Here is a 25880-nt window from a genome sequence, read left to right as displayed (position 1 = left end):
ACTCCGTAAGCCACTGGGTCAAAAATTCTGTAAAAGATTACCTTTCAAACCAGGGCGCCTTTATTAAAACGCCCTCTCCCACAGAAATTCAAAGAACTCCTGAGGACTTAAATCTCAGTAGTTCTCAACATAAATTGTCATCTTCTTTAAACGCACCACAAATAGACGCTGGCGTTGAAACGAGTGCTTCAGATGAGGATGAAAGCGGTTTAGATACCCCGCTTCCACCTCCCCCTTCTCCTGAATCTTATTCAGACGCAGATGAAATGGGCGCACCTCCTCCCCCTCCACCTCCCCCTTCTTTTGGATTTTCAGGTGCAAAAATGGCAAAAGGAAAGGGTGACCTCAAAAAAGCACTCGAAAAATCAAATGTCGATTCTGAAACCGTCAGCAAATCTGGAAAAATGTTTGAAGAACTGGGAAAAATATTTCTCAAAAAAGGGATCACGAAAAAAGCTGAGATCCAAATATCAAGTACCGCTTCGTCGGATCAAGGACTTTCCAAGACCGAATATAATTCTCCAGAGCATCAAGCCCTTCTCAAAGAAAAGATGAAAGCAATTAGCGGAGCCTCAACAGAATCCTTAAGTTTTGACGCAAAAATCCAGGGCAAATGGACAAAGGTAAGCCAAAAGGATGTAGATTCAGGGAAAATTTCTCAAGACGATTTTAATCTTCTTAAAACAAAAGCCGAAGAAAGAAGCCAAAAAGATAGTCAAAAATTTTCAGGAAAAGGCACTTCAATTCAAAAAACAATGACAAAAGAACCTCTTTCCCAAAAAGCTTTGGACATTCAAAAAAAGATCTCAGAAACGAAAAAAAATGCACCTCAAGGTAGTTTCCTCGATCAAATCAAATTAGGATCCTCCCTTAAAAAAGCTGCATCATCCGAAAACATAATCTCAGATTCTGAAACCTCTTCAGGCAATCCATTGGTTGAAGCCTTAAAAAGCGCGTTCAAAACAGGGCTCAAAAAGAATGAGCTCACCAAAGGAGGCGCCGCTACCGAGAAAAATACTCAAATCGATTTCAAAGCTAATCTGAAAAAAACAAGCATTAAACTCTCAGATTTTGAGGCAAAACAAGAGGAAATCAATAAACAGGCGGCCGTCAGCATGAAGAACAATCCTGATGCAAAAAGTAAAATTCTGAAAAAAACACCGCCCCCCCCACTTCCCCGCGATATCGTCGAGATCACTCCTTCAATTGAAGATAGTGAATCCCCACCTCCTCTTCCCCCCCGCGACAATTTGGAGACAACAACTGATATAAATGATGTGATGCCTAATGAATTGAACGTCCACTCCAGCGCTACAACAATTACAAATGAACCCATTCAGGTTGAATCCTCAACTTTGAAAATGGCTACTGATCTTGAACCACAAATTGAAATACAATCTGAAATAACTATCCCCACTTTGGAGACACAATCCACCCTTGCTGGATTCATAGATGAACCCATTCAGGTTGAATCCTCAACTTTGAAAATGGCTACTGATCTTGAACCACAAATTGAAATGCAACCTGAAATAACTATCCCCACTTTGGAGACACAATGCACCCTTGCTGGACCTATAGATGAACCCATTCAATTGAATAATCAGATCACAGAGGAAAATATAGTTCCACCACCACCTCCTCCCCTGGGACACAACTAGAGGAACAGGAAGGTTTTGTCCCACCCCCTCCCCCCCCGCCTACGAAGGAAATGAATACCCAGCCTGAAGTCCAAAAAACGGTTCAAAAAAAAGCGGCACCAAAATCCACCATGAGTGGAGTGTTGGATCAAATTGGACAAGGAAAATTTTTCAAAACTCAAAAAACAACCGAAGAAATTGATGCACAATTGTTATTGAAAAAAAATGAACTCCAAAAAACAGGGGCTATTGTCAAAGAAAAACCACAAGACTTGGCAGGTGTTCTTTTCTCAGCCTTGCAAAGCAAGGGCCTTTTAAATACTAACGATACTGAGGATGAGGACAACGAGGGTTGGGATGATGAGCCTTCCTACACCCCGTCAACACAATCTCAAGTCAGCACCCAAGCTGGCGAGAAAGAAGTTCAGCCAGAACTCAAACCTACAACCTCGAAAATAACGACATCAGAACTTACCAAGCCCGAAACGCCCCAAAAGAAAAAGACTTCAAAAGAAATTCATGAGGAAGAGGTTGCTCAGGAAAAAACAACGCAAGCTTTAAAGTTAGGCCTTGCCTCTAGGCGCGCGGCTATTGCAAACAATGATGACGACGACGATTGATCCTACACACATCCCTACGGAATACCTTGGATCAAAAAATAACGTCATTCGGATGTCCGAAGATATCCAAATCGAAAACTGTGCGCATTTTCCAAGCGGCTCTGGATCTCTTTGGGAAACTGCTCAAGGCTTTTTAGAAGGCGTTGCCTGGGCTGGAACTTGAGTATCTTTGGGCGCAGCAACAGGCGCCGCTGGTTTTTCAGTTAATCCTGGATCACTAATCGACTTTTTCAAAAGTGTAATACTGATGCGACGATTAGCGGGATCCTCAGGATTATCTTTTATAAGGGGGTCAGTTTCTGCTTTTCCCACAACGGAGGCCATTCTGTCAGGAGAGAGTCCTGTTGAAATGAGAACCCGTCTGCTGGCGTTTGCCCGATCTGAGGAAAGCTCCCAGTTGGTATAGCTATTCCTCAAAGCATATTGATGGGCATCCGTGTGGCCGGCTACTGAAATTTTATTGGGCATCCGCAAAACAACCAATGCCACTTTTTGAAGAAGCTTTTCCATATAACTATACATTCGGCTGCTACCTGAGGGAAACATAGACTGGTTATTGGCGTCCACAATTTGAATCCGAAGGCCTTCTGGCGTGCGATCAATCTTCAAATTGTCCATAAAAGCTTTGAGCTCAGGATCATTTCCTATACTTTTTTTAAGCTCAGCTTCAGCCGCCTTGAAGAGTTTTTCTTCATAATCATCAACTGTTTTTTGAAGCTTTTTCTTTTCTTCCACTGTCAGTTGGTCTGCAGGTTTATTATAAGTCCCTGCAGATTCCCCATCACCTTCTGAATCCGCACCTAAAGGCGGCCCCACCGTGGGAGTAGCCGTCACATCATGGAGAACGCCATCAGATTTAATAGACTTTCCACCCATCACACCACCCGCACCAGTTGCACCTTGAGAAACTCCGATGGGATCAAAATAGTTCGAAATACCCATTTTTTGTTCATCCGAAGTCGCATTCAAAAGCCACATCAGCAAAAAAAACGCCATCATCGCGGTCACAAAATCCGCATAAGCCACCTTCCACGCACCACCATGATGACCATGACCTGCGACCTTTTTGATCTTCTTAATGACGATGATCGGCTGAAGTTGATCTGAGGGTTTGGGTTGAGCGGCCACCGATTACATCTCCTTATGCCGGATTCGGAATCGCAGAAACAGTTTCTTCAACCTCATAAAAGGTTGGCCGAATATCTGAAAAAATTGACTTTCTCGCAAACTCAATGGAAACTTGAGGTGCATATCCATTCAAATGCGCCAAAAGTCCAATTTTAATGCATTGAAAGTATTTGGATTCAGAGTCATATACTGCCTTAATTGAGCTTGCCATCGGCGCTATAAATCCATACGAAAGCAACACTCCCATGAATGTTCCCACAAGGGCCGCTCCAATCAAATGCCCCAAAACTTCTGGTGGTTCTGTCAAAGATCCCATGGTGTGAATCACACCTAAAACGGCGGCCACAATTCCAAGGGCAGGCATACCATCGGCCATTCCTTGAACAGCCGTAGGAATTTGTTCAAGCTCGTGATGGTGTGTGTCTAATTCTTCATTCATCAAATCTTCAATTTCGCTGGCATTATCCGTCCCCAAGGTCATCATTCTCAGATAATCGCACAGAAATTCCATGGCATGATGATTATGTTGGATTTTTGGAAATTGATTGAAAATTGTACTTTCATGAGGATTTTCAACATGAGCCTCAAGCGCAAGCATTCCCTTGCTTTTTGCCAATTTAAAGATGATATAAAGAAGGCTTAAAAGCTCCAAATAACTGGCTTTACTATATGGGGACCCTGCAACCATAGCTTTAAGACCCGAGATGGTTCCCAAAAGAACACTTTTAGGGTTTGCAATGACAAATGCTCCAATAGCTGCACCAAAAATAATAATCAACTCGGCGGGTTGCCACAAAACTGCCAAACTTCCCCCATGGGAAGCATAAGCGCCAAAGACACAGACAAGAACGACGACGGCACCGATTCCAAAAAACATTGATTTCCCCTGCTTTCATTTATTTTTTTTAAAATATACCAGATCTTGTTAAAATTTTATTTCTAAAAAATTAAAATCGTCATTTCCAAAGCGAATTTTCTTGCGTAAAAAGAAGACATGAAAATTGATGAAAAAACATTCCGCGACACTATGGCCCAATTTCCAACGGGCGTCACCGTTGTGACCACCTCACATAACAAAATCGGGAAATTTGGCGTCACAATTTCTTCATTAACATCGGTCTCCTTAACCCCTCCCCTTGTTTTGTTTTGCCTTGGAACCAAAGGTCACAGCATTGAGATTTTTCGAGACGTTGATCATTTCGCATTTAATATTTTAGCGAATCATCAAACCTCTCTCTCCCATTTGTTTGCAAGTCGTATGCCAATTGATTGGAATGAGTTGAATTTTTCGTATCCTGAAAATTCAACTTGTCCACTTTTGAGTGACTCTTTGGGCTATATTGTGTGTGAAAAATTCGCAACGTATCCTGGTGGAGATCACGAAATCATCGTGGGGCATGTTAAGGATATGAAAATTAATAAAAAAAGCCTCCCCCTCATTCGCCATGCGGGGCAATATCGAACGGTAGTCTAAGCGTCAAGATACAATGCCTACCCTTCTCTATTGTCATGCAAGCGATGAACCTCAAAGCCTGCCGCCTTGATATCCGTCATCACCTCTTCAACATGTCTTTCATTACGCGTTTCGATTGTGATATCAACATCCGCCATCTTGATGGGAACGGTATAAAAAAGGCGTTGGTGATGGGTTTCGAGAATATTGCAACGATGGGTCGCAAGAATATTTGTAATTGTTGCCAAAACTCCTGGCATATCCGGCGTTTTAATGCGAAGGCGCGCGAGTTTTCCGTCCCGAATTTGCCCGCGTAAAATAATGGTCCCCAAAACCCTTGGGTCAATATTGGCTCCACAAATCAGAAGTACCACTTTTTTGCCTTCAAAACGTTTTGGATGGGTTAATAATGCTGCCAGCGCAATGGCCCCTGCCCCTTCGGCCACAATATGTTGCTTTCGAACCATAAGATCAACGGCCTCTTCGATGTGAAATTCATCAATAACAAAAATATCATCAAGCGTGTCTTTTAAAATTTCAAAACAATTTTTTCCAATGGTTTTAACCGCAATGCCTTCGGCCAGCGTTAAATTTTTTCCATAATTGAGGTGAGCTTCGTCTTCATGGAGTGCTGAATATAAAGAGGCATATCCTTCCGCCTCAACGCCATAAACCTTGATTTTGGGATTCAGCGTCTTAAGCGCCAAACTAATACCTGAAGAAAGCCCCCCTCCACCTATAGGAATAATAACGGCATCAATCTCTGGACAATCTTCAAAAATCTCAAGGCCGATGGTGCCTTGCCCGCGAATGATATCAGGATCATCATAGGGATGAATAAATGTATACCCATTCTCATGCGCAATCTTTTGAGCAGCATCATAAGACTCACTCAAAAGTGTCCCCTCTAAAATGACACGTGCACCCCATTTTTCCGTGTTCATAATTTTGGTCACAGGCGTATTAACGGGCATCACAATTGTTGCTTGGGTTCCCAGTGCTTTTGCGTGATACGCGACCGATTGCGCATGGTTCCCGGCAGACATAGAAATCACACCGCGCTTCAGTTCCTCGTGTGTCAGAGTCTTCATCTTCGTATAAGCACCGCGATCTTTAAAAGACCCTGTTGCTTGAAAGATTTCAAGCTTCAAGAAAACATCTGCCCCAGTTTTTTCTGAAAAGACAGCAGATGGCACAAGGGGCGTACGCACAATAATGCCTTGAAGTTCTTCTTGCGCGCGTTTGATATCTTCAAATGTGACCGTCACATTAGGACCTCAAATTCATGATGATAGTTTTCTTGCGTGTAAAGTGGTCAATCATGGCCTCAAAAGAGGCCTCTTTCCCTAGACCTGAGCTTTTAAATCCGCCATAAGAAAGACCTGGCATCACCACGTTATTTTGATTAACCTGCACAAATCCAGCCTCAAGCTGATGAACGGCATTGAGTGCTTTGCAGAGATCATTAGTCCAAATAGTTGCGGCCAAACCGTACTCGGAATCATTGGCCATCTGGATCACATCCTCAAAACTCTTCCAAGGAATAAGGCAGGTGACGGGACCGAAGATTTCCTCTTGCGCCAATTGATGATCATTAGAAAGGCCTGTAAAAAGGACGGGTTGAATATAAAGACCTTTGGAGAAAGGTGCTTTTTCCGGCAATTGAGAGCAAGTGTGGGCTTTTGCCCCTGAGGCCAATTTCCCGATCTCAATATATTTCAAAACCTTTTCGTATTGAGCGGGGGAAATAATAGTTCCAATATCGGTAGTCTCGTCAAAAGGATTCCCCATTTTAAGCGCATTAACTTTGGCCTTCAATTTTTCAAGGAAAGCGTCGAAAATAGTCGCGTGGATAAAGATACGGCTTGCAGCTGTACAACTCTGTCCTTGGCGCGTGAAACGCATACTGGTCACAGCACCTTGGACAACTTTGTCAACATCAACGTCTTCGCAAATAATCATGGGGCTTTTGCCCCCCAATTCCAAAGTAACCGGGGCGAGTTTTTGGGCGGAAAGCCCATAGACAATTTTCCCTGTCTCAACGGATCCGGTGAACGTCAGCTTTGCAATTTTAGGGTGAGTAGCCAATATGGCGCCCGTTCCCGGACCATCACCTGAGATCATATTAAGTAGACCTGCAGGTAAAATTGAATTAATCAATTCCGCTGCACGCAAAACGGCCAAGGGCGCTTCTTCAGAAGATTTCACGACGATACTATTTCCCGCAACAAGTGCAGGCGCCACCTTGAGTGCCATTAAAAGAAGAGGTACGTTCCAAGGAATAATTGCGCCCACAACGCCGATGGGTTCACGCACCGTCATGGTAAGTGTTGTAGGAGAATGGGGAATGGTTTCGCCCTTAATCTCCATGGCAAGGCCTGCATAATATCGGAAAGAATTGGCAAAAACGCCAGCCTCAAGGCGACTTTCTGTGCGAATGGCTTTTCCCGTTTCAAGGGTCATCAATTGGGCGAGCTCTTCCTGATGGGCCTCTAAAAGATCTGCACATTGGGAAATCAAACGACCTCGCTTTTCCGCAGAAACTTCTTTCCAGGCCTTTTGTGCTTTTTCGGCGGATAAAATTGCGGACTCAACATCAGACGCCCCCGATTGCGGCATTTCACAAACCGTCTCCATCGTGGCAGGGTTTAAAACTTTAAAATAAGCTCCACTTTGAGGACTCACCAATTTTCCATCGATGAGATTTTTTTTCTCAAGATACTTTGCAAGATCTTGCGGTGAAGACATGGGCGAAATTTTCGTGGCAGGAAGTGACATATAAAAAATTCCCTTATTTTATTTATTGAAAACAGAATATCCAGCCTCACCTCAAATGACAAGGGCATTGCACAAAAACCAACAGGGTCACCCCATGAAAAAGCTTGTCTCAAGAAGGTATTTTTATTTACTTAAGGCTTTGTCTGCGAAAGAGAGCGTTTTTTGGGGGCCGAATCATTTCGATGTTTTGGCCTCAAAGGATGCAGAAAACTGGACCCAAAACCGAGGCCATTTTATACCCTGGACGGTCAATGATACAAAAAGTGCACAACGCCTTGCGCAAATAGCGGCTCATGCCATCACAACTGACCGCCCTGATATTCTTTTGAATTGGTTTTTAAGCGGTGGTAAGGGAGGGGACATCCCTCCCTTCAAGAGCACTCAACTACAATGCTCCTTAATGCAAGGGCATAAGTCGCGACATTGATCTTTATAACCGCATCCAGCGTCGCAGGCTGCACCCCATCCTTTAGGACATTGGCCAGGCTTACAGTAGCTCTCTAGGTTATTGCAAATAGAACTGCATTTATCCTGAGCTGCTTTATGCTTCTTTAGATAGGGGTCTACCCATTTGCTGCAGCAGCCAAGGGTTCCACATTCTATTTTTGCTGCCCAGCAGCCTTCTCCTGGCTTCATTGAAGATGTTAATTTGGGCCCAACTTTCGAGAGAAGACCCAAAAATGAATAAACAAAATTATCGTCTATTTCATCTGACACGTTCGTGATTTGAGGTTTAGAGTTTTCGTTGGTTTCGGCTGAGAGTGACATTGATCCCAAAGCACATGAAAAAATGAATGCAAAAAAAATAATGAATTTTTTAGTAAATCTATTGAACTTCATGTTTCCTCCGGCTGTTATTTTTTTCACTTTGATCAATTTATAGCACACTTTTATCCTTTATTCAAATCCTTCTCATCAACTTTCATTCACGATGGGTATACTATGTATTTTTTCTTACTCCCCACTGATCGAGTGTAGCCCAGGACTCACCCCACCCGCCGGAATCTCCCTAAATATGAAGGAATAATGGCTTCAACGGTTTTGGGATCAATCCCAAGATCAGAAATCGTGGGGTATTTTCCACTCACGATATTGTCTGCCTTTAAAAGCTCTACTTGATCCGCGGTTAAAGGCGGCGTGGGCAGAAATTGCCCAAACCATCCCATAAGCGTTGCAAGGGAGTAAGGGAGGGAAAGAAGAATACGTTCCCTTTCAATAACTTTAAGCATCAAAATCATGAGCTCTCGAAATGTGTAAGTGAAGGGGCCCCCGATTTCATAAGTGTTGCCGTAAGAGGCATATCGCCCCAAGACCCTAGTAATGGCTTCGGCTACATCGCCCACATAAATAGGCTGGAGCTTTGTGTGACCTCCGCCAATGAGCGGAATAAAAGGCGATAAACAGGCTATTTCTGCAAAGCGATTAAAAAATTGATCTTCGGGACCAAATACAACACTTGGTCTTAAAATGACGGCTTCTTTCACATGAGACCTTAAAACCTCCTCCCCCAATGCTTTGGTGCGCGCATATTGAGACGTTGAATTTTTGCCTTGCCCCAATGCAGAAACATGCACCACGTTTTGAATCTCGTATTTTTGAGCAGCTTTGGCAATATTACGGACACCATCAACATGAACATGCTCGAAAGTTTGGTTTTTCTTTTCAAACAAAATACCCGTTAAATTAATGATTCCGTCTGATTTTTGAATCGCATGATCGACAAGTTCAGGAATATTTACGGGTGCACAAATGGGGGTGATTTGCCCCACGCGCCCCAAAACCTTTAAAAAATTAGCTTGGACAGGAAAGCGCACGGCTACGCGAATGTTATAGCCGGCTTGCGCCAAATTCTGAATCACATAGCGGCCAATAAATCCAGATCCGCCAAAAACCGTAATTGTTTTCATAGTTGTGTGCCCCCTTTTGCAACGAGTATAATCATATCTTTCAAGGAAGTCTATTGACAGGAGGTCCTTTTGGGCTTACCCAAAGAGAATCACAAATGGGCCCAGGTGGCGGAATTGGTAGACGCGCTAGATTCAGGTTCTAGTGAGCGAAAGTTCGTGGAAGTTCGAGTCTTCTCCTGGGCACCATCACAACGAGGCAAAACTCATGCAAAACCCCAATATTCATCTTTATCTCAATGATCTTCCCGATGATTTTGAACCGGGAGAGGTCGTCGCTATCGATACAGAAACTTTGGGCCTTAATTTACATCGCGATCGTTTATGTGTGGCCCAAATTTCAAAAGGGGATGGCCATTGTTATTTGGTTCAATTTTCTCAAGGATCAGATTATGCAGCCCCTAATTTGAAGGCAATTTTGACCAATCCCAAAATTCAAAAAATATTTCATTTTGCCAGATTTGATGTAGCGGCCTTTTATCAATATTTAGGCGTTGAAACGGAAAATATTTATTGCACCAAAATTGCATCGCGTTTGACCCGAACCTATGCGGATCGTCATGGTTTGAAGGATTTGTGCAAAAGCATTTTAGGTATTGAAATATCCAAGCAAGAACAAACCTCCGATTGGGGAAGCCCTGAGCTCAGTCCCTCCCAAATGGAATATGCGGCAACAGACGTGCTTTATTTACACAAGCTTCGTCAAAAACTGGAGGCGCTTTTAATCCGTGAAAATCGCAAATCGGAAGCTGATAAATGCTTTGATTTCATTATGACGCGCGCAAAATTAGATCTTATGGGCTGGAACGACCAAGACATTTTTGCGCATATTTAGGAGTTGTGGAATTTATACGCGCATAAAACCATGGGGCTTGTCCCATGGATGAAGCGCCCCTCATATAATTAGTGATATGAGGCAAGCGCAGCTTGAACTTGGCCTTTAGGCCAACGAGATACCACGGGGCTTGCCCCGTGGAGGTTCACAATTTTTTGAAGCTTAATAATTTTTTAACTTTTTTATGTAAAATTTTTAATGTTAATAGTGAGATTTAAAAACTCTAAATTGATAGAACTATGACCAAAACAATAAAAAACAAAAAAGGAGAATCATAATGAGTGGAAATTTTATCAAAACATTAAGTTTAGCAGTAGCTTTGAGCAGCATAGGATTAACCTCATCAATCTCAGCACAACCTGTCCCCGTCACAAAAAAACCTTGTGATGTGTATAAGGACTGTAAGTATGACGCGAAGGAATTATACGACGTGTGTACATACGTAGAAAAAAAACACCCAGAGGAGTGTAGAAAAATATATGATGCTCTGACTGATGCATGTTTTCATATGGGACAACATTTTAATTGCATGCTGGACAAGTAAGCGCGACATGCTAATCAATATGTTGAAGACCGGCTTTGAGATAATCATAACCGGTCAAAACTGTCAGAAATCCAGCAATCCAAAGACCTACGGTCCCTAGAAAATCAATGGGCAAAGGCCAGCCTGGAACATCATCAATAATAAGAAGACTTAAGGCAACCATTTGAATTCCTGTTTTCCATTTCGCAAGATGGGTTACTGGGAGAGGAACTTTTGTATCTGCTAAAAATTCACGCAGGCCTGAAACCAAAACTTCGCGACACAAAATAATGACAGCAGGAATGAGGGAAAGTCCCCCAATACGATCAAATCCGACAAGCATCAAAATGGTGGCTGCGATGAGAACTTTGTCCGCCACAGGGTCTAAAAAACGCCCGAGATCTGACGTTTGACTTAAGGTTCGCGCAAAATAACCATCGAGATAATCGGTAATGCAGGCCAAAATAAAAATGGAAGCTGCCGCCCAATTGCTTAAGGGTCGATCAAGATAAAATAATCCCACCACAATAGGCACCATGGCAAGGCGCGCAAAGGTTAAAAGATTGGGAATGTTCGTGTGAGTTCTCATGACTTCAACTTATAACTGCTTAGCCAATTCTTGCCAATTGTTGATCGACATTAACACTTTGACCCTTTTGGACAAAAACCTCTTCAATAACGCCCTCGCGTTCGGCACGAATGATATTTTCCATTTTCATAGCTTCAATGACGGCAACAGGTTGACCCATTTTAATGGCCTGTCCCACATGAACATGCAGATCCACAACAAGCCCCGGCATGGGGGACATAACCAGGCGGGAAAAATCTGGCTTGATTTTGGGCGGCATGCGTTTGAGGAGCTCGGCCACTTCTGGCGAAAACACTTTTAAAATTGCTCGTTGTCCATACCATATTAGCTTGATTTCCGAAGGGTCGTTACGCTCAACCTGAACACAAATGGAACAACCATTATACTCAGCCGTCATCAAAAATCGGGAAGGCTCCCAATTTGTCTTCAAGGAAACCGTCCACTCATCCCCTGTGATCATAATATAATCCAACTGGGGAATAAGTTTTACGGGATGGAATGTGCCTTGAAATTGGATTACGTATTGTTCAGGATGACTGAGCGTGGATTTTGCTTCTCCTTCAACGATCCAATGGACAACAGCTGCAACACTCAAAAATAAGGTCTTGTCATGGGTAACTTCTCCCGTATCCCCTTGTGGAAAAAGTTCTTCAATGAGGTGAGTGGAAAGATCGCCTGCAATGACTTGCGGTTGGTTCAAAAGACGAGAAAGAAACGCCGTGTTGGTCGAAATTCCTCTGATATAGGAGGCATCCAAAGCCTGCATCATTTTAAAGCGCGCTTCTTCTCGTGAGTTTCCGTGGGTGATGACTTTGGCGATCATGGGATCATAAAAATTTGAGATCTCATCGCCTTCTTTCACACCTGTGTCGATGCGCAAATTTTCATCCGTTGGAGGAAGACGATAATACACAAGGCGCCCTGAAGACGGCAAAAATTCCCGCGTGGGGTCTTCCGCATAAATACGAGATTCAAAAGAATGCCCTTTAAACGTGACATCTTTTTGAGAAATTCGAAGTTTTTCTCCTGCGGCAATCCGGATCATTTCTTCGACCAAATCATAGCCCGTAATGGCTTCTGTGACAGGATGTTCGACTTGAAGACGGGTGTTCATCTCAAGAAAATAAAACTTCCGATCACGCCCCATTACAAACTCGACGGTGCCCGCGGAATCATAGCCCACGCGTGCGGCCAAAGCGACAGCTTGAGCTCCCATGGCCTCTCGAATTTCAGGTGTGATAAAGGAGCTGGGGGCCTCTTCAATAACCTTTTGATGGCGCCTTTGAAGAGAGCATTCGCGTTCGCCTAAATGAATAATATTGCCGTGTTTGTCGCCCAAAACCTGGATTTCAATATGGCGAGGGTTTTCGATATATTTTTCTATAAAGACACGCTCATCTCCAAAAGAAGAACGCGCCTCATTTTGAGCCGATTTAATCGACTCCTCAAGAGTGTGAAGATCCCGAACGATACGCATGCCTTTGCCACCACCACCTGCAGAAGCTTTAACCATAAGGGGGTATCCGATTTTTTCAGCCCACCCTTTGGCGTCATTTAATTGGGTAATAGAGTCAGGCGTTCCGGGGATAATATTGACTTGAGCTTCTTCAGCAATTTTCCGCGCCCTTAGTTTGTCGCCCATCGCTTCTATGGCCTTTAGACTAGGTCCAATGAGAGCAATCCCCGCTTTTTGAAGAGAACTTGCAAATTCAGGATTTTCAGAAAGAAATCCATACCCCGGGTGAACAGCCTCGGCACCTGAATCCTTAATCGCCTTCATAATTTTGGAAATATCAAGATAACTTTCACGGGGCGTTTTTCCACCCAAAGCAATTGCTTCTTCAGCCATTTCCACGTGGACCGCATCTTGATCCACATCCGAATAAACCGCCACACAAGAAATGCCCATTTTTTGGGCCGTTCTTATGACACGACATGCAATTTCGCCACGATTGGCGATGAGTATCTTTGAAAACACGAAAGAGGCCTCGAATGATAGTTATTCACGAATTATCAAACACCACCCACTAAAAACTATTAGGCTCCTTCACTTTCGTCGTAATCCTCAGTCTTTGCAACGGCTTTTCCTTTTTTGGCCTTTGAAGAAGAAGCTGGCGTTGTCAATTTTTTGACTTGATCATCCTCCCATTGTGGATTTGTGAAGGGAAGCATTTCAGTTAATTGAGGCAGAAATCCAAAATTAATGGCCCTATAAAGAAGTCCCATCCCCCCAAAAAGGATGACCCACAATGGCCAAAAATAACCCATACCTGAGGCGGCCCAGATGAGGATAAAGAGAAGCACAACACCCCCAAACCCTACAGCTTCCGTGTAAAATTTCTTGAGGTTTTTGACGTATTCTCTGGCTTCTTTTTCATTCATGTTTTTCGCTCCTTTAAAAACTAAAGTGGTATATTATCATGTTTTTTCCATGGATTTTCAAGCTGCTTATTTTCAAGCATTCTAAGTGATCTGCAAATACGAGCGCGCGTGGTGTGTGGCATGATCACATCATCAATATAACCCCGGCTTGCAGCCACCAAAGGGTTGGCAAATTTTTGGCGATATTCTTCCGTATAAGACTCAATTTTACCCGTATTGGTAATGTCTTTTTTAAATAAAATTTCAACGGCACCTTTAGGCCCCATTACCGCAATTTCAGCGGTGGGCCACGCAAAGTTCACGTCTCCTCGCAAATGCTTAGAGCTCATAACATCATAAGCGCCTCCATAGGCTTTTCGTGTGATGAGAGTGACTTTGGGAACGGTCGCTTCTGCATAAGCAAAAAGAAGTTTTGCGCCATGCTTGATGATTCCACCTAACTCCTGAGACGTTCCTGGCAAAAATCCAGGGACATCCACAAAAGTAATGATTGGGATGTGAAAACAATCACAAAAGCGCACAAATCGAGCAGCTTTGCGAGACGAATCAATATCAAGGCAACCTGCTAAAACAAGTGGTTGATTTGCGACAATTCCCACGGTCCTACCATCCATACGGGCAAATCCTACAATAATATTAGGTGCAAAGTCCGGCTGGATTTCAAAAAAATCCCGGCCATCCACAACTTTAAGTATAAGCTCTTTCATATTATAAGGAGTTGCTGGATTTTTAGGAATGAGCGTATCAAGAGACATTTCGATCCGCTCTATGGGATCGTGATTCGATTTGAAGGGAGGCTTTTCTCGATTGGAGAGGGGGAAAAAGTCAAAAAGCCTTCGCATTTGAAGGAGGGCCTCAATATCATTATCGTAGGCTAAATCCGCAACCCCAGATTTTGCCGTATGAGTAGTAGCTCCTCCCAAATCTTCTGCAGAAACATTTTCATGGGTTACGGTTTTGACAACTTCAGGCCCTGTCACAAACATGTATGAAGAATCTCGAACCATACAGATGAAGTCGGTCATAGCAGGTGAATAAACGGCGCCCCCCGCACAAGGCCCCATAATCAGGGAGATTTGGGGAACAACCCCTGAGGCCAAAACATTGCGTTGAAAGACTGTGGCATATCCGGCCAAGGACGCAACCCCTTCTTGAATTCTTGCCCCCCCTGAATCATTAATTCCAATGATAGGTGCTCCCACTTGAACGGCCTTGTCCATAATTTTTGAGATTTTCTCGGCGTGAGATTCGCTGAGAGACCCTCCAAAAACGGTAAAATCTTGAGAAAACACAAAGACCGTGCGTCCATTGATAGTACCATATCCCGTGATTACGCCATCGCCGGAGATACGATTTTCCTCCATCTCAAAGTCAAAACACCGATGCTCGACAAACATATCCCATTCTTCAAAAGAACCAGGATCGAGAAGCACTTCAATGCGTTCGCGTGCGGTGAGTTTTCCTTTTTGATGCTGGGCTTCAATGCGTTTGAGACCACCGCCCAGTCGCGATGACTCACGCTTTTCCTCAAGTCTTTTTAGTACTTCCTGCATGAAGCCCTCTTTAATGTTTTTCTTATTTTGGCAAGGTCTCTGCCCTTGCCAAGGGAGCTTAATAAATCCTGACGGATCTCCTCATTAAATTCACTGTTCAAAAAATAAGAGGTCACGCCACACGTAGGGACTTGAAGCCTCGCAATAACGCCCCCCCTACTCCACTTTTCCGTGACATTGTTTATAACGCAGGCCTGATCCACAGGGGCAAGGCGCATTGCGGGGCGTTTCTGACCAATCTTCTACATCTCTTGTAACTTCTGTAGTTTTCTTTCGAGAAGATTTTTTTGGCGCTGTTTCTTTGGGAGTTGCTGCCTTTTTGCGACCTTTTTTAGGGGCCTGTTCAATTTCAGGCTCAAGCCCGGGATCGAAAGGATCTTGTGCGTAATGAAGCTCGATATGCTGGTCATTGCTGTGATCATCCAACAAATGTTCAACTTGCTCTTCCACTTCTTCAGCAGGACCTCCCATTTGAAGATGGGACAGAACTCCCGTCACATTTTCTCTAAGGCGGTAAAGCATATCGTTGAACATTTCAAAAGCTTCGCTTTTGTATTCGTTTAAAGGATCACGTTGGGCATAAGCACGTAAATTAATGCCTTGACGCAAATGATCCAACATTAAGAGATGATCTTTCCACACCTGATCTAAAATCCGCAAAAGGAGATTTTTCTCGGCCATACGCATTAGCATTTCGCCATAACGTTCTTCTTTTTCGCTCATAAGCTTATTAATGGCCTCTTGAAGGCGCGAAAGGATTTCAGCGTCCGCAATACCTTCTTCTTCAGCCCAGGCTTTAATCGGGAGATCAAGTCCAAAGATACGCAAGCATTCTTCATGCAGTGCATCTACTTCCCATTTGTCGGCATAGGCATGCTCTGGAATGAAGCGCGAGACAATCGTATGGACAACTTCATCCCGCATATCCAAGATGAAATCACTCACATTGTCTTGACTCATAATTTCACGACGTTGTTCGTAAATGGCCTTACGTTGATCGTTCATGACATCGTCATATTTGAGTAATTGTTTTCGAATATCATAGTTTCGCGCTTCGACTTTTTGCTGAGCTTTTTCAAGAGCCTTGTTGATCCAAGGGTGAATAATCGCCTCACCCTCTTCCATGCCGAGCTTTGTAAGCCAAGACTCGAGACGTTCGGATCCAAAAATGCGCATCAAATCATCTTCCAGAGATAGGAAGAATTTAGAAGCCCCTGGGTCTCCTTGACGACCAGTACGTCCCCGCAGTTGGTTATCAATTCGGCGACTTTCATGACGCTCAGTTCCAATCACAAAAAGGCCGCCGGCCTTTTTAGCAATTTCTGCCCGCTCTGCAATTTGCGCTTCAATTTGTTTGATTTTTGCAGTGGCTTCGGTTTCGTCTTGTATCTGCTCAACTTCTTGAGCAATCCGCATTTCTAAGTTACCACCCAATTTAATATCGGTACCACGACCCGCCATGTTGGTCGCAATCGTGACAGTTCCAGGAACCCCTGCTTCTGCGATAATGATAGCTTCTTGCTCGTGATAGCGCGCATTCAAAACACTATGAGGAACGCCTGCAGCTTTCAAAAGTCCTGAGATATATTCAGACTTTTCAATGCTAACCGTCCCAACCAAAACCGGCTGTTGACGATCCTGACATTCTTTGATGAGCTTAATAATGGCATCGTATTTTTCGCGCGCCGTACGATAAACTTCATCGTCCATATCTTTACGTTGAACGCGCTTGTTCGTGGGAACTTCAACAACGTCCAATTTATAAATGTCAGAAAGCTCTGAGGCCTCCGTCATGGCCGTTCCGGTCATACCCGCCAACTTTGGGTAAAGTCGGAAATAATTTTGGAAGGTAATTGAGGCCAATGTCTGATTTTCTTGTTGAATGGTCACCCCTTCTTTGGCTTCCAAAGCTTGGTGGAGACCTTCAGAATAGCGGCGTCCCTCCATCATACGACCCGTGAATTCATCAATAATGATGACCTTGTCGTCTTTGACGATGTAATCGACATCGCGGGTAAATAAAATATGCGCTTTTAAGCCCTGATTCACATGATGCACAGCCGAAACATTTTGAATGTCATAAAGATTATCGCCTTGAATAATCCCGTGTTCACGTAAAAGGTTTTCAATGTGCACATTACCTTGCTCTGTCAATGTAACCGCACGTGCTTTTTCGTCTTTCTCATAATCTTCAGGCACAAGGAGGGGAAGGATTTTATTAATTTGAACATAAAGCTCAGAAGAATCCTCAGCAGGACCTGAGATAATTAAAGGCGTCCGGGCTTCATCAATCAAAATACTGTCAACTTCATCCACAATGGCATAATTGAAGGGACGTTGGACCATCTCTTCTAAACGGAATTTCATGTTATCGCGAAGATAATCAAAACCGAGTTCGTTGTTTGTGCCATAAGTGACATCAGCGCGATAGGCAATTTGCCGTTGCAAATCATCAAGTTCATGAACAATACAATTAACACTAAGTCCTAAAAATTCATAGATCTTGCCCATCCACGCCGAGTCGCGTTTGGCCAAGTAATCGTTTACGGTCACAACGTGAACGCCTTTTCCGGAAAGCGCATTGAGGTAAACAGGAAGCGTTCCCACCAAAGTTTTACCTTCACCCGTTTTCATTTCCGAAATCATACCGCGATGAAGAATAATACCGCCTTTGAGCTGAACATCGAAGTGACGCATACCCAGCACACGCTTTGAGGCCTCACGGACAGTTGCAAAAGCATCAACCAAAATATCATCAAGGCTCTCCCCTTTTTCAAGACGTCCCTTAAGCCAATCGGTCCGCCCCTGAAGTTCGGCATCACTGAGTTTTTCTAAACTGGGTTCAAGCGCATTGATCGCATGAACATATTTATCCAGGCTTTTGATAAGCCGATCATTCGCAGATCCAAACAGCTTTTGAAAAAGAGATAAAAACATGGAGGTCCATTTTCCTTTGTCATTAATAAAATTAGCCTTACCTTACACCAAACTTCCCTTAAATGACCAGAGGGCATCAAGAGAAAAGATACAATGACCTCATATTAAGAGACACAATCTAGATTTTAAGGCAACTCCTCAATCGCAGGGGAACCTCATTAAAAACAGAAAACAGTCCTCCCCAAATCGTCATGTTAAATTTTATTTCAGGCCCCCCCCTTAAAAATGGCGCAGCAACGAAAAGATCCTGAGAAATGACTTTCTTGCTGTCACAAATCGCTCTCTCAAGATGACGCAGCTCTTTGGTTTTAATAAATAAATTAATAGCTTCTTGACACAAACTTTTTCATGGGGTGATTCTGGTTTTCTCAATTGTCATTTCGCACAGATATTGCTACACAGTTGTGTGACTTTTTTATTGGATGAGCCTTCGGTGCGCCCCTTATCAAAACCCCTTTTAAATCAGAACTTTTCTCTCTCACCCAAGGCGGTTATTCCCGCCACAGAAATGGGGTGCCTTGAGATTAATCTTAAAACGATTGTCAAAAATTATCAGCTTATGAAAGATCTGGCGCCCCATGCAGAAATTTCAGCGGTCCTCAAGGCCGACGGTTATGGATTTGGGGCCTCTCCTGTAGGAAAAGCTCTTCGGGATGCGGGATGCAAGACTTTTTTTGTGGCTCATTTGGATGAAGGCATTGCCCTTCGAAAAACCCTTCAAAATGAGAAAATCTATATTTTGACGGGAGTTCTTCCCGGAACAGAAAATGAACTTATCCAACACAATCTCACACCCGTTTTGAATCATGCGGGTATGTATGAGCTTTGGAAAACGGCCGGCCATCTGGAGAATCGACCCCTGCAATGCGCCCTTCATATTGATACGGGAATGCATCGTTTGGGTTTTGAGATGAAAGACATTCCGAATGCGCGATGTTTTGAAGGGCTTTCCCTTGAGATGGTAATGAGCCATCTGGCCTGCTCCCAGATTCCAGGGCACCCAATGAATGCACAACAACTCGCAGCCTTCCAAAAGGTCATTCCTCATTTTCAACGCCTTCAAAAAAGCCTTTCGGATACAGGTGGCCTTTTTTTAAATCCCGAATATCATTACGACATCATCCGTCCAGGACTTGGTTTTTTTGGAATGCATCCTCAATCCTTGGAAGGTCCCAATCCGTTTCAAAATGTTCTCACATTATGGGGAAAAATTATCCAAGTCCGCAGTGTGCCTAAGGGTGAAACCGTAGGCTATGGCGCCACTTTTAAAACTAAACGCCATTCCCGATTGGCCACCTTAGGTATTGGATTTGCCGATGGTCTTAGCCGTGATCTCAGCAATCAGGGTCACGTCTTTATTGGAGATTTCAAAGCTCCCATTTTGGGCCGTATTTCCATGGATTATTCCGTTGTGGATGTGAGTGATGTGCCGGAATCTTTGTGTTATCCCGGATCTTGGGTCCAACTTGTGAATGAGCATCAAACTTTGGATGATCTTGCCCTCTCAATCAACACCATTTCCCGCGAGCTCTCGATCCATTTGGGATCGAGGCTCTATCGGATGTATGAGAATTAAGAGCTTTTATTTTTTAGGGGGTAGTGGGGGAGTTGGCGCATTCATACAAACAATGGTCTTACCATCACTTCCTAACATTCCTGAATCTATCCACCCCTTTACAGTGCGGCTCACAACATATTCCGTCCCTTTGCCAATAAGGCCTACATTAGGACTGATTAAATAATACTTACCGTTTTTATCAACAAGATTCCAAGTATTTCGAACGTTACCAGTCTGAATCCACCCTGTTACAATAGCTCCTTTGTAGTTTTTGCATAAATAAGGAGGAGTTTGATTTTCAATATTAACAACGCTTGAATCTATTCCAATGAATGCAGATGTTAGATTGGAAATAGTCGATTGGGCTGTATTTGTTGGCGCAAGAACTGCTTTAAAAGTAGGAGCAAGTCCTTTCAAATCATTAATATTACCCTTCATAAGGTTAAGCTGTGATTTAACAGCGTTAATCTGTTTCAAAACGTCTCCGTTATTTTTATTATCCATCGCCAAGGCATCTAAAATACCCGTGTAAGCATTAATTCCTCCTTCAAATGCCTGTGAATTTGCCTCAATAGAAGCAATCATATCATTTAGAGCTTTCTCAAGCTCTGATTGCTTTTGCGCCAAGCCTAAAGCTGCCACTTTAAGATTTTTGCTTGTTTCGGCTAAATCTAAAGGCTTTGCTTGTGCGCTTAGATTGGCGCTGGCCAAAAGCAACGCTGAAAGTGTCAATAATTTTTTCATTTTTTATCTCCCTTTTATTAATGAGCTTAAAATTAAATACATAAGTCAATTGAGGACCTTACAGGAAAGCTGCACTTTTTCAAAATACCTTACCCCTATTCATCCTTTGAAGAGAGTTTCCATATTTTACAGAAGTCTCATCTTATGTTATTGTAAAAAAAATTAATTAATAAATTATTAAAAATAGGGGTGAAATTCATGAAAAATAATTTATCTGTGTTGGAGATTTGTGAAAATTTTGCATTATCGATGAATCGTAAAATTGCCCTTTTATGTCATCCCGGAAAGATGGAGGATCCAAGCGTTGAAAAGTTTTTTCTTTTAATTCTTCTATCCGCTTTCCTTTTCACGTCCCCTCTTGGAGCACGTTGCAATAAAAGTGGCCTTGAAAAGTTGATGGACACACGAAAAACTCTTTGCGAGAAAAAGAAATACGAAGATGAATGTGAGGTTATAGATCACGATATCAAAAGCTACCTCGCCTCATTTGCAAACAGGAATGACCGTGAGTGCGACAGACTCCATAAAGTTTACAACGCCCCTGACGTCGCTATTTTAGAGCAACATCGCCTCAATGTGAAAAAGAAATGAACATCTCTCCCTTACAGGGCCACCTCATGAAAAACCTTCTTAACTCAAACTTTTTCATTAAGTAATTCAACCCTCTCCTAAGGTCAGGAGTTCGGGGTTACCTCCCATAGCGGTGATGTTATCTGTAAAAGTCCGCTCCACAGCAAATCGGTGAAGATAGAAAGGACCACCTGCTTTGGGCCCAGTTCCAGAAAGACCTTCGCCACCAAAAGGCTGCACACCCACAACAGCGCCAATCATCGAGCGATTAATATAGAGATTCCCAACATGAGCGTGCTTTTGAATATGGGAGATTGTGGATTCAATCCGGCTCATAACCCCCATGGTCAGACCATATCCTTTTTCATTGATTTGTGAGATTACCTGATCCAATTCACGCGCTTTGAATTTGGCCACATGAAGGACAGGTCCAAAAACTTCTTTTTCCAATTCTTCAATTCCTGAAAGTTTCACAATAGCAGGCGCGATATAACTCCCTTGAAGATCTGAGGGGACGCTCCCCCGCGCTATAATACGTTTCGAATTTTGGGTTAAATACTCCTCAATTTCATCACATGTCGCTTTATCGATAACCGGCCCCAAATCACTCTCAAGACGGGAGGGATTCCCAACTTTGAGCTCTTTCATGGCCGCAATTAGCATTGGCATGACGGTGTCGTAAATGTCTTCCTGAAGATAGAGTATCCGCAAAGCCGAACAACGTTGCCCCGCACTTTGAAAGGCAGAAATTATGACACTATCAACCACCTGCTCTGGCAAGGCAGAAGAATCCACGATCATCGCATTGAGGCCCCCTGTCTCGGCAATCAGTGGCACCAAGGGACCATTCCGATTTGCCAACTGAGCATTTATGTGCTTTGCTGTTTTTGTGGAGCCTGTAAAAACAACCCCGCTGATACGGGAATCAGACACAAGCATATTTCCAATGAGGCTGGCTTTTCCAGGCAAGAAATGAAGAATGTTTTGAGGCACCCCCGCTTCATGCAAGAGTTCAATTGCAATCGCCGCAATTAAGGGTGTTTGGGAGGCTGGCTTTGCAATAACCGCATTTCCAGAAGCAAGCGCTGCCGTAACTTGGCCTATAAAAATCGCCAAGGGAAAGTTCCACGGACTGATACAGGCAAAAACCCCTCGACCTCTTAAAGAAATCGTATTCACTTCACCCGTAGGTCCTGGAAGGCGCGTTGGATTTTCAAAATCAAGAATCGCTTGGTTCGCATAATACCTGCAAAAATCTACCGCTTCGCGAAGTTCGCTTATGGCATCCGCTAAAGTTTTTCCACCCTCACATTGCAAAAGCCCCAAAAGACGTGGGGCGTTCTTTTCAAAAAGTTGAGACGCCTTCTCCAAAATTTCTGCCCGTTTAGAAGCGGGTGTCATTTCCCAAGATTCCCAATTCTGATGCGCCAATTCCAAGGCATTCTCCAGATCTTCAAGGGTGCATTCCTGAATCCCTCCCACAACGTGCTTGGAATCTCCAGGATTGATAATTTCGCGCCTCTCTCCCTGGGAATGCCTAGAATTAACGGATATTTTCTCAAGACTCACTTTTTGAATTTCGCTTTCCAATGTTCGGAGTCCAGAAATATCTTGCATATCAAAACCTTTCGAATTGCGCCGGGAATCCCCATACATATGGGAAGGCAGAGGAATATTGTGATTTCGGGAAGGCTGCGTTTTTTCAAACTTTTGAAAGGGATCATCAAGCGCTGAAGAAATCGCCAAATCTGCATCATAAATTTTATTCACAAACGACGAATTCGCCCCATTTTCCAAAAGTCGCCGCACCAAATAAGCAAGCAAATCTTGATGCTCCCCCACGGGCGCATAAATTCGACAAGGAATCTCATAGTCCTTTTGCACCGCCTGATAAAGTGGTTCTCCCATGCCTTGAAGACGCTGAAATTCATAATCTCTGCGGCCTTTTGCCATCGCAATAACGCTTGAAATTGTAAAAGCATTGTGTGTTGCAAATTGAGGTCGTAAATGCCCTTCCCCTTCAAAAATACGCTGTGCGCCCCGCAAATAAGAAATATCTGTGGCTGATTTTTTCGTGAAAAGCGCGTAATCGGAAAGTCCTGCCACTTGATCCAGTTTAATCTCTGTGTCCCAATAAGCCCCTTTCACAAGGCGCACATTCAAAGGCATTTTATAGGATTGCGCCTTCTCACAAAGCCAATCGAGAGTGGGGAGCATTCGCTTTTGATACGCCTGAACGGCCAATCCAAAACCATTCCAAGCCTTCAACGATTCGGAGTTCATCACACGATCCATGACTTCAAGGGAAAGCTCTAAACGCGCCACTTCCTCGGCATCAATCGTCATGGCAAGCCTGGCTGACCTTGCGGCCTCTGCAATTTCAATCAGGGTCGGCACCAGATTCTTGAGAACGTCTTCCGCATGTCCCACGAAATATTTTGGATGAAGTGCTGAAAGTTTGACGGAAATACTTTGTGCTTCTAAATGATCTGCTGACTTGAGCGTTTCAATGGCATGAAGATACGCGCCCTTGTAGCGATGCGCCATCTCCCACGTACGCGCCCCCTCCCCCAACATATCGTAAGAATAACGACGCAAAGCGCTGGGTTCTGCGCGCTTGATAGCCTTTTCAATCGTGGTTCCCAAAATAAATTGATTAGCCACTTGCTGCATTCCGATTTTAAAGACCCTTAAAATAAAAGGATCAGAAAGACGATTGAGAAGTTTTGACTCTTTCTCAAGGATGAATTTTCTTAAAAACTCAAGCCCCCACCCCGCCAATTGAATAGGAACTTGCGCTTCTGTTGCGCTCCAATTGAGCTCCGAAATTTTATCACGAATCAAAAGACCTGCTGTATAAGAATCTGGAATTCGTAGAAGCGCTTCGGCCAACGACATAATCGACCGCCCTCGCTCAGACGAGAGTGGGTAAACCTGAAGCATGGATTGCACATTCAAAGAGGACAATTTGTGAGTCCGCACCGCCTCAACCCATTTTCCGGCACGCACACGAATCTGATCTTTTTCACTCGTATAAAAGGGATTTAAAGTCTCAAGAAATTCCGCAACAATTTTCTCCTCAGGTGCACGGTATGTTCCCTGAAGGCGTTCAAAAAGAGGGTCATTCTGAAATTCCGGCAATCCAAATCGCAATGTCATCTGTATCCTTACCTAATAATCTAGGCCTGGATTCTATGCAATTTGCAAAGGCATGGGAAGGTCAATGATGGCTTGGTCTATTAAATTAGAAAGAGGTAGACTCGATTGTGCACCAGATTGTGTACACACCAGACCGCTGGCCACAGACGCACGACTTAAAGCCTCTGGCAAAGCCATCCCGGAATCAAGACTTGCTGCCAAAACGCCAACAAAAGCATCTCCAGCTGCGGTTGTATCAATGGCTTGAATGGGCATAGCTTGAACTTGCCACACGCCATCGGGAGAGCATGCAATAGCACCTTCAGCACCCAAAGTCACAATGCAGGTAATCCCAAAGTTAGTTGAAATCCTACGGGCAGCAACGGAGGGTGAAATCACATCGAATCCTAAATGCAGGGCCAAAGTTGTGGCTTCAATTTGGTTCAAAACCAAAACATCAATGGATTCGAGAATCGTCACAGGAATACCGTGTGCAGGCGCCAGATTTAAAATAGTCCTCGCCCCAATTTTTTTCGCACGCTCAATTAAATCCCAATTTTGATCCAAAGGAGTTTCAAGTTGCATCACAACGGTATGATCTTTTGACAAAAGAAAATCGGGAATCTCAGATTGATTCGCAAGAGCATTAGCTCCACTTGCAACTGCAATCATATTCTCACCACCAGCATCCACGCACACCATGGCGCATCCAGTTGCAACATCACATTTGGAAAGCCCTGTCAGATCGACGCCGTTGTCTTCCAAGGATTTGACGGCAATTTTCCCCAGCTCGTCATTACCGACTTTGCCAAAGAATTTAACTTCCGCCCCAGCACGAGCGGCTGCAACCGCTTGATTGGCCCCCTTACCACCAGGCACCAGCTTATAAGAGGGGCACAAAACCGTGTCCCCAGGTCGTGGCATTGTCTTGACTGACATGACCATATCGATATTGAGCGATCCAAAAACAACGATCATATTCAATCCGGATTTAAGTTCAATTTCTCTGTCTATATTCTGATCGGTAAAATTAATCAATCGTATTTGCAAAAAATATCATTTTAAGGTGTTGATTACCAAGCTCTGCAATGACGGCATAAAAACTCATGCAATGGAAATTCTCACCCTGATTTTATTTGGATTATACTGTCGCATAAGATTAGTGTGTTGGGATTCATTGATAATTCTATAACTCTCCACTTTTATCATTCTGGAAGATCAACTGAGGCCCTAGAAAGTCCTGCAATTGAAGTTGGATTCTGCAAAATTCATTTCTCCTCCGCACAATGGATCCGGATTACACAACCTCTTTTTTCGTAATTGTTTCTTAGCGTAACTTAAGGGAAATCCAATTCTCCGGCGTTTGTTAATATCCACAAAAATCGCTTACACCACCCTCATTTGTTATGAACTCCTACACGCTTATTTTCACCCTTTCGTCTTGGGTCATGTTGTGATATTTTTTCATTTGCAGCTTCGTTCTGTGTCTTTGTTTCCAAAATACACTTTACCGTGTTGCACTTCATTTTAG

Annotated in this window: 20 protein-coding genes and 1 tRNA gene; 8 read left to right on the top strand and 13 right to left on the bottom strand. The window is 43.6% G+C overall.

All coding sequences use genetic code 11. From position 1 onward, the window contains the following. The first annotated feature begins 134 nt into the window (after window positions 1-134). Window positions 135-1658 (top strand): hypothetical protein, encoded by a 1524-nt coding sequence (locus tag Bealeia2_RS04115; protein WP_331255846.1) that lies wholly within the window; start codon window positions 135-137, stop codon window positions 1656-1658. Between the two features lie 50 nt (window positions 1659-1708). After that, complete coding sequence (locus tag Bealeia2_RS04110; protein ID WP_331255845.1) at window positions 1709-2257, top strand: hypothetical protein; 549 nt, start codon at window positions 1709-1711, stop codon at window positions 2255-2257. 123 nt (window positions 2258-2380) lie between these two features. Here Bealeia2_RS04110 and motB read toward each other — a convergent pair whose 3' ends face one another. Further along, window positions 2381-3385, bottom strand: coding sequence for a flagellar motor protein MotB (gene motB, locus Bealeia2_RS04105; protein WP_331255844.1), 1005 nt, complete (start codon window positions 3383-3385; stop codon window positions 2381-2383). 13 nt (window positions 3386-3398) lie between these two features. Further along, entirely contained in the window at window positions 3399-4262 is an 864-nt protein-coding gene (motA, locus tag Bealeia2_RS04100) for a flagellar motor stator protein MotA (protein ID WP_331255843.1), read from the bottom strand. A 117-nt stretch (window positions 4263-4379) separates the two neighbouring features. Between motA and Bealeia2_RS04095 the strand changes: the two genes are divergently transcribed. Continuing rightward, the gene (locus Bealeia2_RS04095; protein ID WP_331255842.1) at window positions 4380-4859 is read left to right on the top strand and encodes a flavin reductase family protein; all 480 of its coding nucleotides are present in this window, start codon (window positions 4380-4382) and stop codon (window positions 4857-4859) included. Window positions 4860-4876: 17 nt separating this feature from the next. Here Bealeia2_RS04095 and Bealeia2_RS04090 read toward each other — a convergent pair whose 3' ends face one another. Next, window positions 4877-6106 (bottom strand): threonine ammonia-lyase, encoded by a 1230-nt coding sequence (locus tag Bealeia2_RS04090; RefSeq protein ID WP_331255841.1) that lies wholly within the window; start codon window positions 6104-6106, stop codon window positions 4877-4879. A 1-nt stretch (window position 6107) separates the two neighbouring features. Beyond that, on the bottom strand, window positions 6108-7616 hold the full coding sequence (locus Bealeia2_RS04085; protein ID WP_331255840.1) for an aldehyde dehydrogenase family protein: 1509 nt from the start codon (window positions 7614-7616) through the stop codon (window positions 6108-6110). A 94-nt stretch (window positions 7617-7710) separates the two neighbouring features. On the opposite strand from Bealeia2_RS04085, the gene Bealeia2_RS04080 reads away from it, so the two are divergent. Then, window positions 7711-8043: a hypothetical protein gene (locus Bealeia2_RS04080; protein ID WP_331255839.1), complete on the top strand. Its 333-nt coding sequence runs from the start codon at window positions 7711-7713 to the stop codon at window positions 8041-8043. A 559-nt stretch (window positions 8044-8602) separates the two neighbouring features. On the opposite strand, the gene Bealeia2_RS04075 is transcribed toward Bealeia2_RS04080, so the two are convergent. Further along, entirely contained in the window at window positions 8603-9523 is a 921-nt protein-coding gene (locus Bealeia2_RS04075; RefSeq protein WP_331255838.1) for a complex I NDUFA9 subunit family protein, read from the bottom strand. A 99-nt stretch (window positions 9524-9622) separates the two neighbouring features. On the opposite strand from Bealeia2_RS04075, the gene Bealeia2_RS04070 reads away from it, so the two are divergent. Together Bealeia2_RS04070 and Bealeia2_RS04065 are read left to right on the top strand one after the other, a co-directional pair. Continuing rightward, window positions 9623-9709: transfer RNA gene (locus Bealeia2_RS04070), tRNA-Leu, on the top strand. A 19-nt stretch (window positions 9710-9728) separates the two neighbouring features. After that, window positions 9729-10355, top strand: coding sequence for a ribonuclease D (locus tag Bealeia2_RS04065; RefSeq protein ID WP_331255837.1), 627 nt, complete (start codon window positions 9729-9731; stop codon window positions 10353-10355). Window positions 10356-10909: 554 nt separating this feature from the next. On the opposite strand, the gene pgsA is transcribed toward Bealeia2_RS04065, so the two are convergent. The 5 genes from pgsA to secA all read right to left on the bottom strand — a co-directional run bounded on the left by pgsA (window position 10910) and on the right by secA (window position 18339). After that, window positions 10910-11467 carry a CDP-diacylglycerol--glycerol-3-phosphate 3-phosphatidyltransferase gene (pgsA, locus tag Bealeia2_RS04060; RefSeq protein ID WP_331255836.1) on the bottom strand — a complete coding sequence of 186 codons (558 nt, stop codon included), beginning with the start codon at window positions 11465-11467 and terminating at the stop codon, window positions 10910-10912. A gap of 19 nt (window positions 11468-11486) precedes the next feature. Beyond that, complete coding sequence (locus tag Bealeia2_RS04055) at window positions 11487-13445, bottom strand: acetyl/propionyl/methylcrotonyl-CoA carboxylase subunit alpha (protein ID WP_331255835.1); 1959 nt, start codon at window positions 13443-13445, stop codon at window positions 11487-11489. A gap of 59 nt (window positions 13446-13504) precedes the next feature. Next, window positions 13505-13849 carry a 2TM domain-containing protein gene (locus Bealeia2_RS04050; RefSeq protein WP_331255834.1) on the bottom strand — a complete coding sequence of 115 codons (345 nt, stop codon included), beginning with the start codon at window positions 13847-13849 and terminating at the stop codon, window positions 13505-13507. A 20-nt stretch (window positions 13850-13869) separates the two neighbouring features. Continuing rightward, on the bottom strand, window positions 13870-15402 hold the full coding sequence (locus Bealeia2_RS04045; protein ID WP_331255833.1) for an acyl-CoA carboxylase subunit beta: 1533 nt from the start codon (window positions 15400-15402) through the stop codon (window positions 13870-13872). Between the two features lie 156 nt (window positions 15403-15558). Beyond that, the gene (gene secA / locus Bealeia2_RS04040; RefSeq protein WP_331255832.1) at window positions 15559-18339 is read right to left on the bottom strand and encodes a preprotein translocase subunit SecA; all 2781 of its coding nucleotides are present in this window, start codon (window positions 18337-18339) and stop codon (window positions 15559-15561) included. A 433-nt stretch (window positions 18340-18772) separates the two neighbouring features. On the opposite strand from secA, the gene alr reads away from it, so the two are divergent. After that, window positions 18773-19915 carry an alanine racemase gene (gene alr, locus Bealeia2_RS04035; RefSeq protein WP_331255831.1) on the top strand — a complete coding sequence of 381 codons (1143 nt, stop codon included), beginning with the start codon at window positions 18773-18775 and terminating at the stop codon, window positions 19913-19915. A 6-nt stretch (window positions 19916-19921) separates the two neighbouring features. Here the strand turns inward: alr and Bealeia2_RS04030 are convergent, their stop codons facing one another. After that, the gene (locus Bealeia2_RS04030) at window positions 19922-20641 is read right to left on the bottom strand and encodes a hypothetical protein (protein WP_331255830.1); all 720 of its coding nucleotides are present in this window, start codon (window positions 20639-20641) and stop codon (window positions 19922-19924) included. A gap of 198 nt (window positions 20642-20839) precedes the next feature. On the opposite strand from Bealeia2_RS04030, the gene Bealeia2_RS04025 reads away from it, so the two are divergent. Continuing rightward, complete coding sequence (locus Bealeia2_RS04025; RefSeq protein ID WP_331255829.1) at window positions 20840-21232, top strand: hypothetical protein; 393 nt, start codon at window positions 20840-20842, stop codon at window positions 21230-21232. A gap of 66 nt (window positions 21233-21298) precedes the next feature. Here Bealeia2_RS04025 and putA read toward each other — a convergent pair whose 3' ends face one another. Next, window positions 21299-24370: a bifunctional proline dehydrogenase/L-glutamate gamma-semialdehyde dehydrogenase PutA gene (putA, locus tag Bealeia2_RS04020; RefSeq protein ID WP_331255828.1), complete on the bottom strand. Its 3072-nt coding sequence runs from the start codon at window positions 24368-24370 to the stop codon at window positions 21299-21301. A 33-nt stretch (window positions 24371-24403) separates the two neighbouring features. Then, on the bottom strand, window positions 24404-25399 hold the full coding sequence (locus tag Bealeia2_RS04015; protein WP_331255827.1) for a ribokinase: 996 nt from the start codon (window positions 25397-25399) through the stop codon (window positions 24404-24406). Window positions 25400-25880 lie beyond the last annotated feature (481 nt).

It is taken from the genome of Candidatus Bealeia paramacronuclearis (genome assembly GCF_035607555.1).
GTDB classification, from domain to species: domain Bacteria; phylum Pseudomonadota; class Alphaproteobacteria; order UBA9655; family UBA9655; genus Bealeia; species Bealeia paramacronuclearis.
The sequence above is the reverse complement of the archived record's forward strand: the minus strand, read 5'-3'. Positions and strand labels throughout refer to the sequence as shown.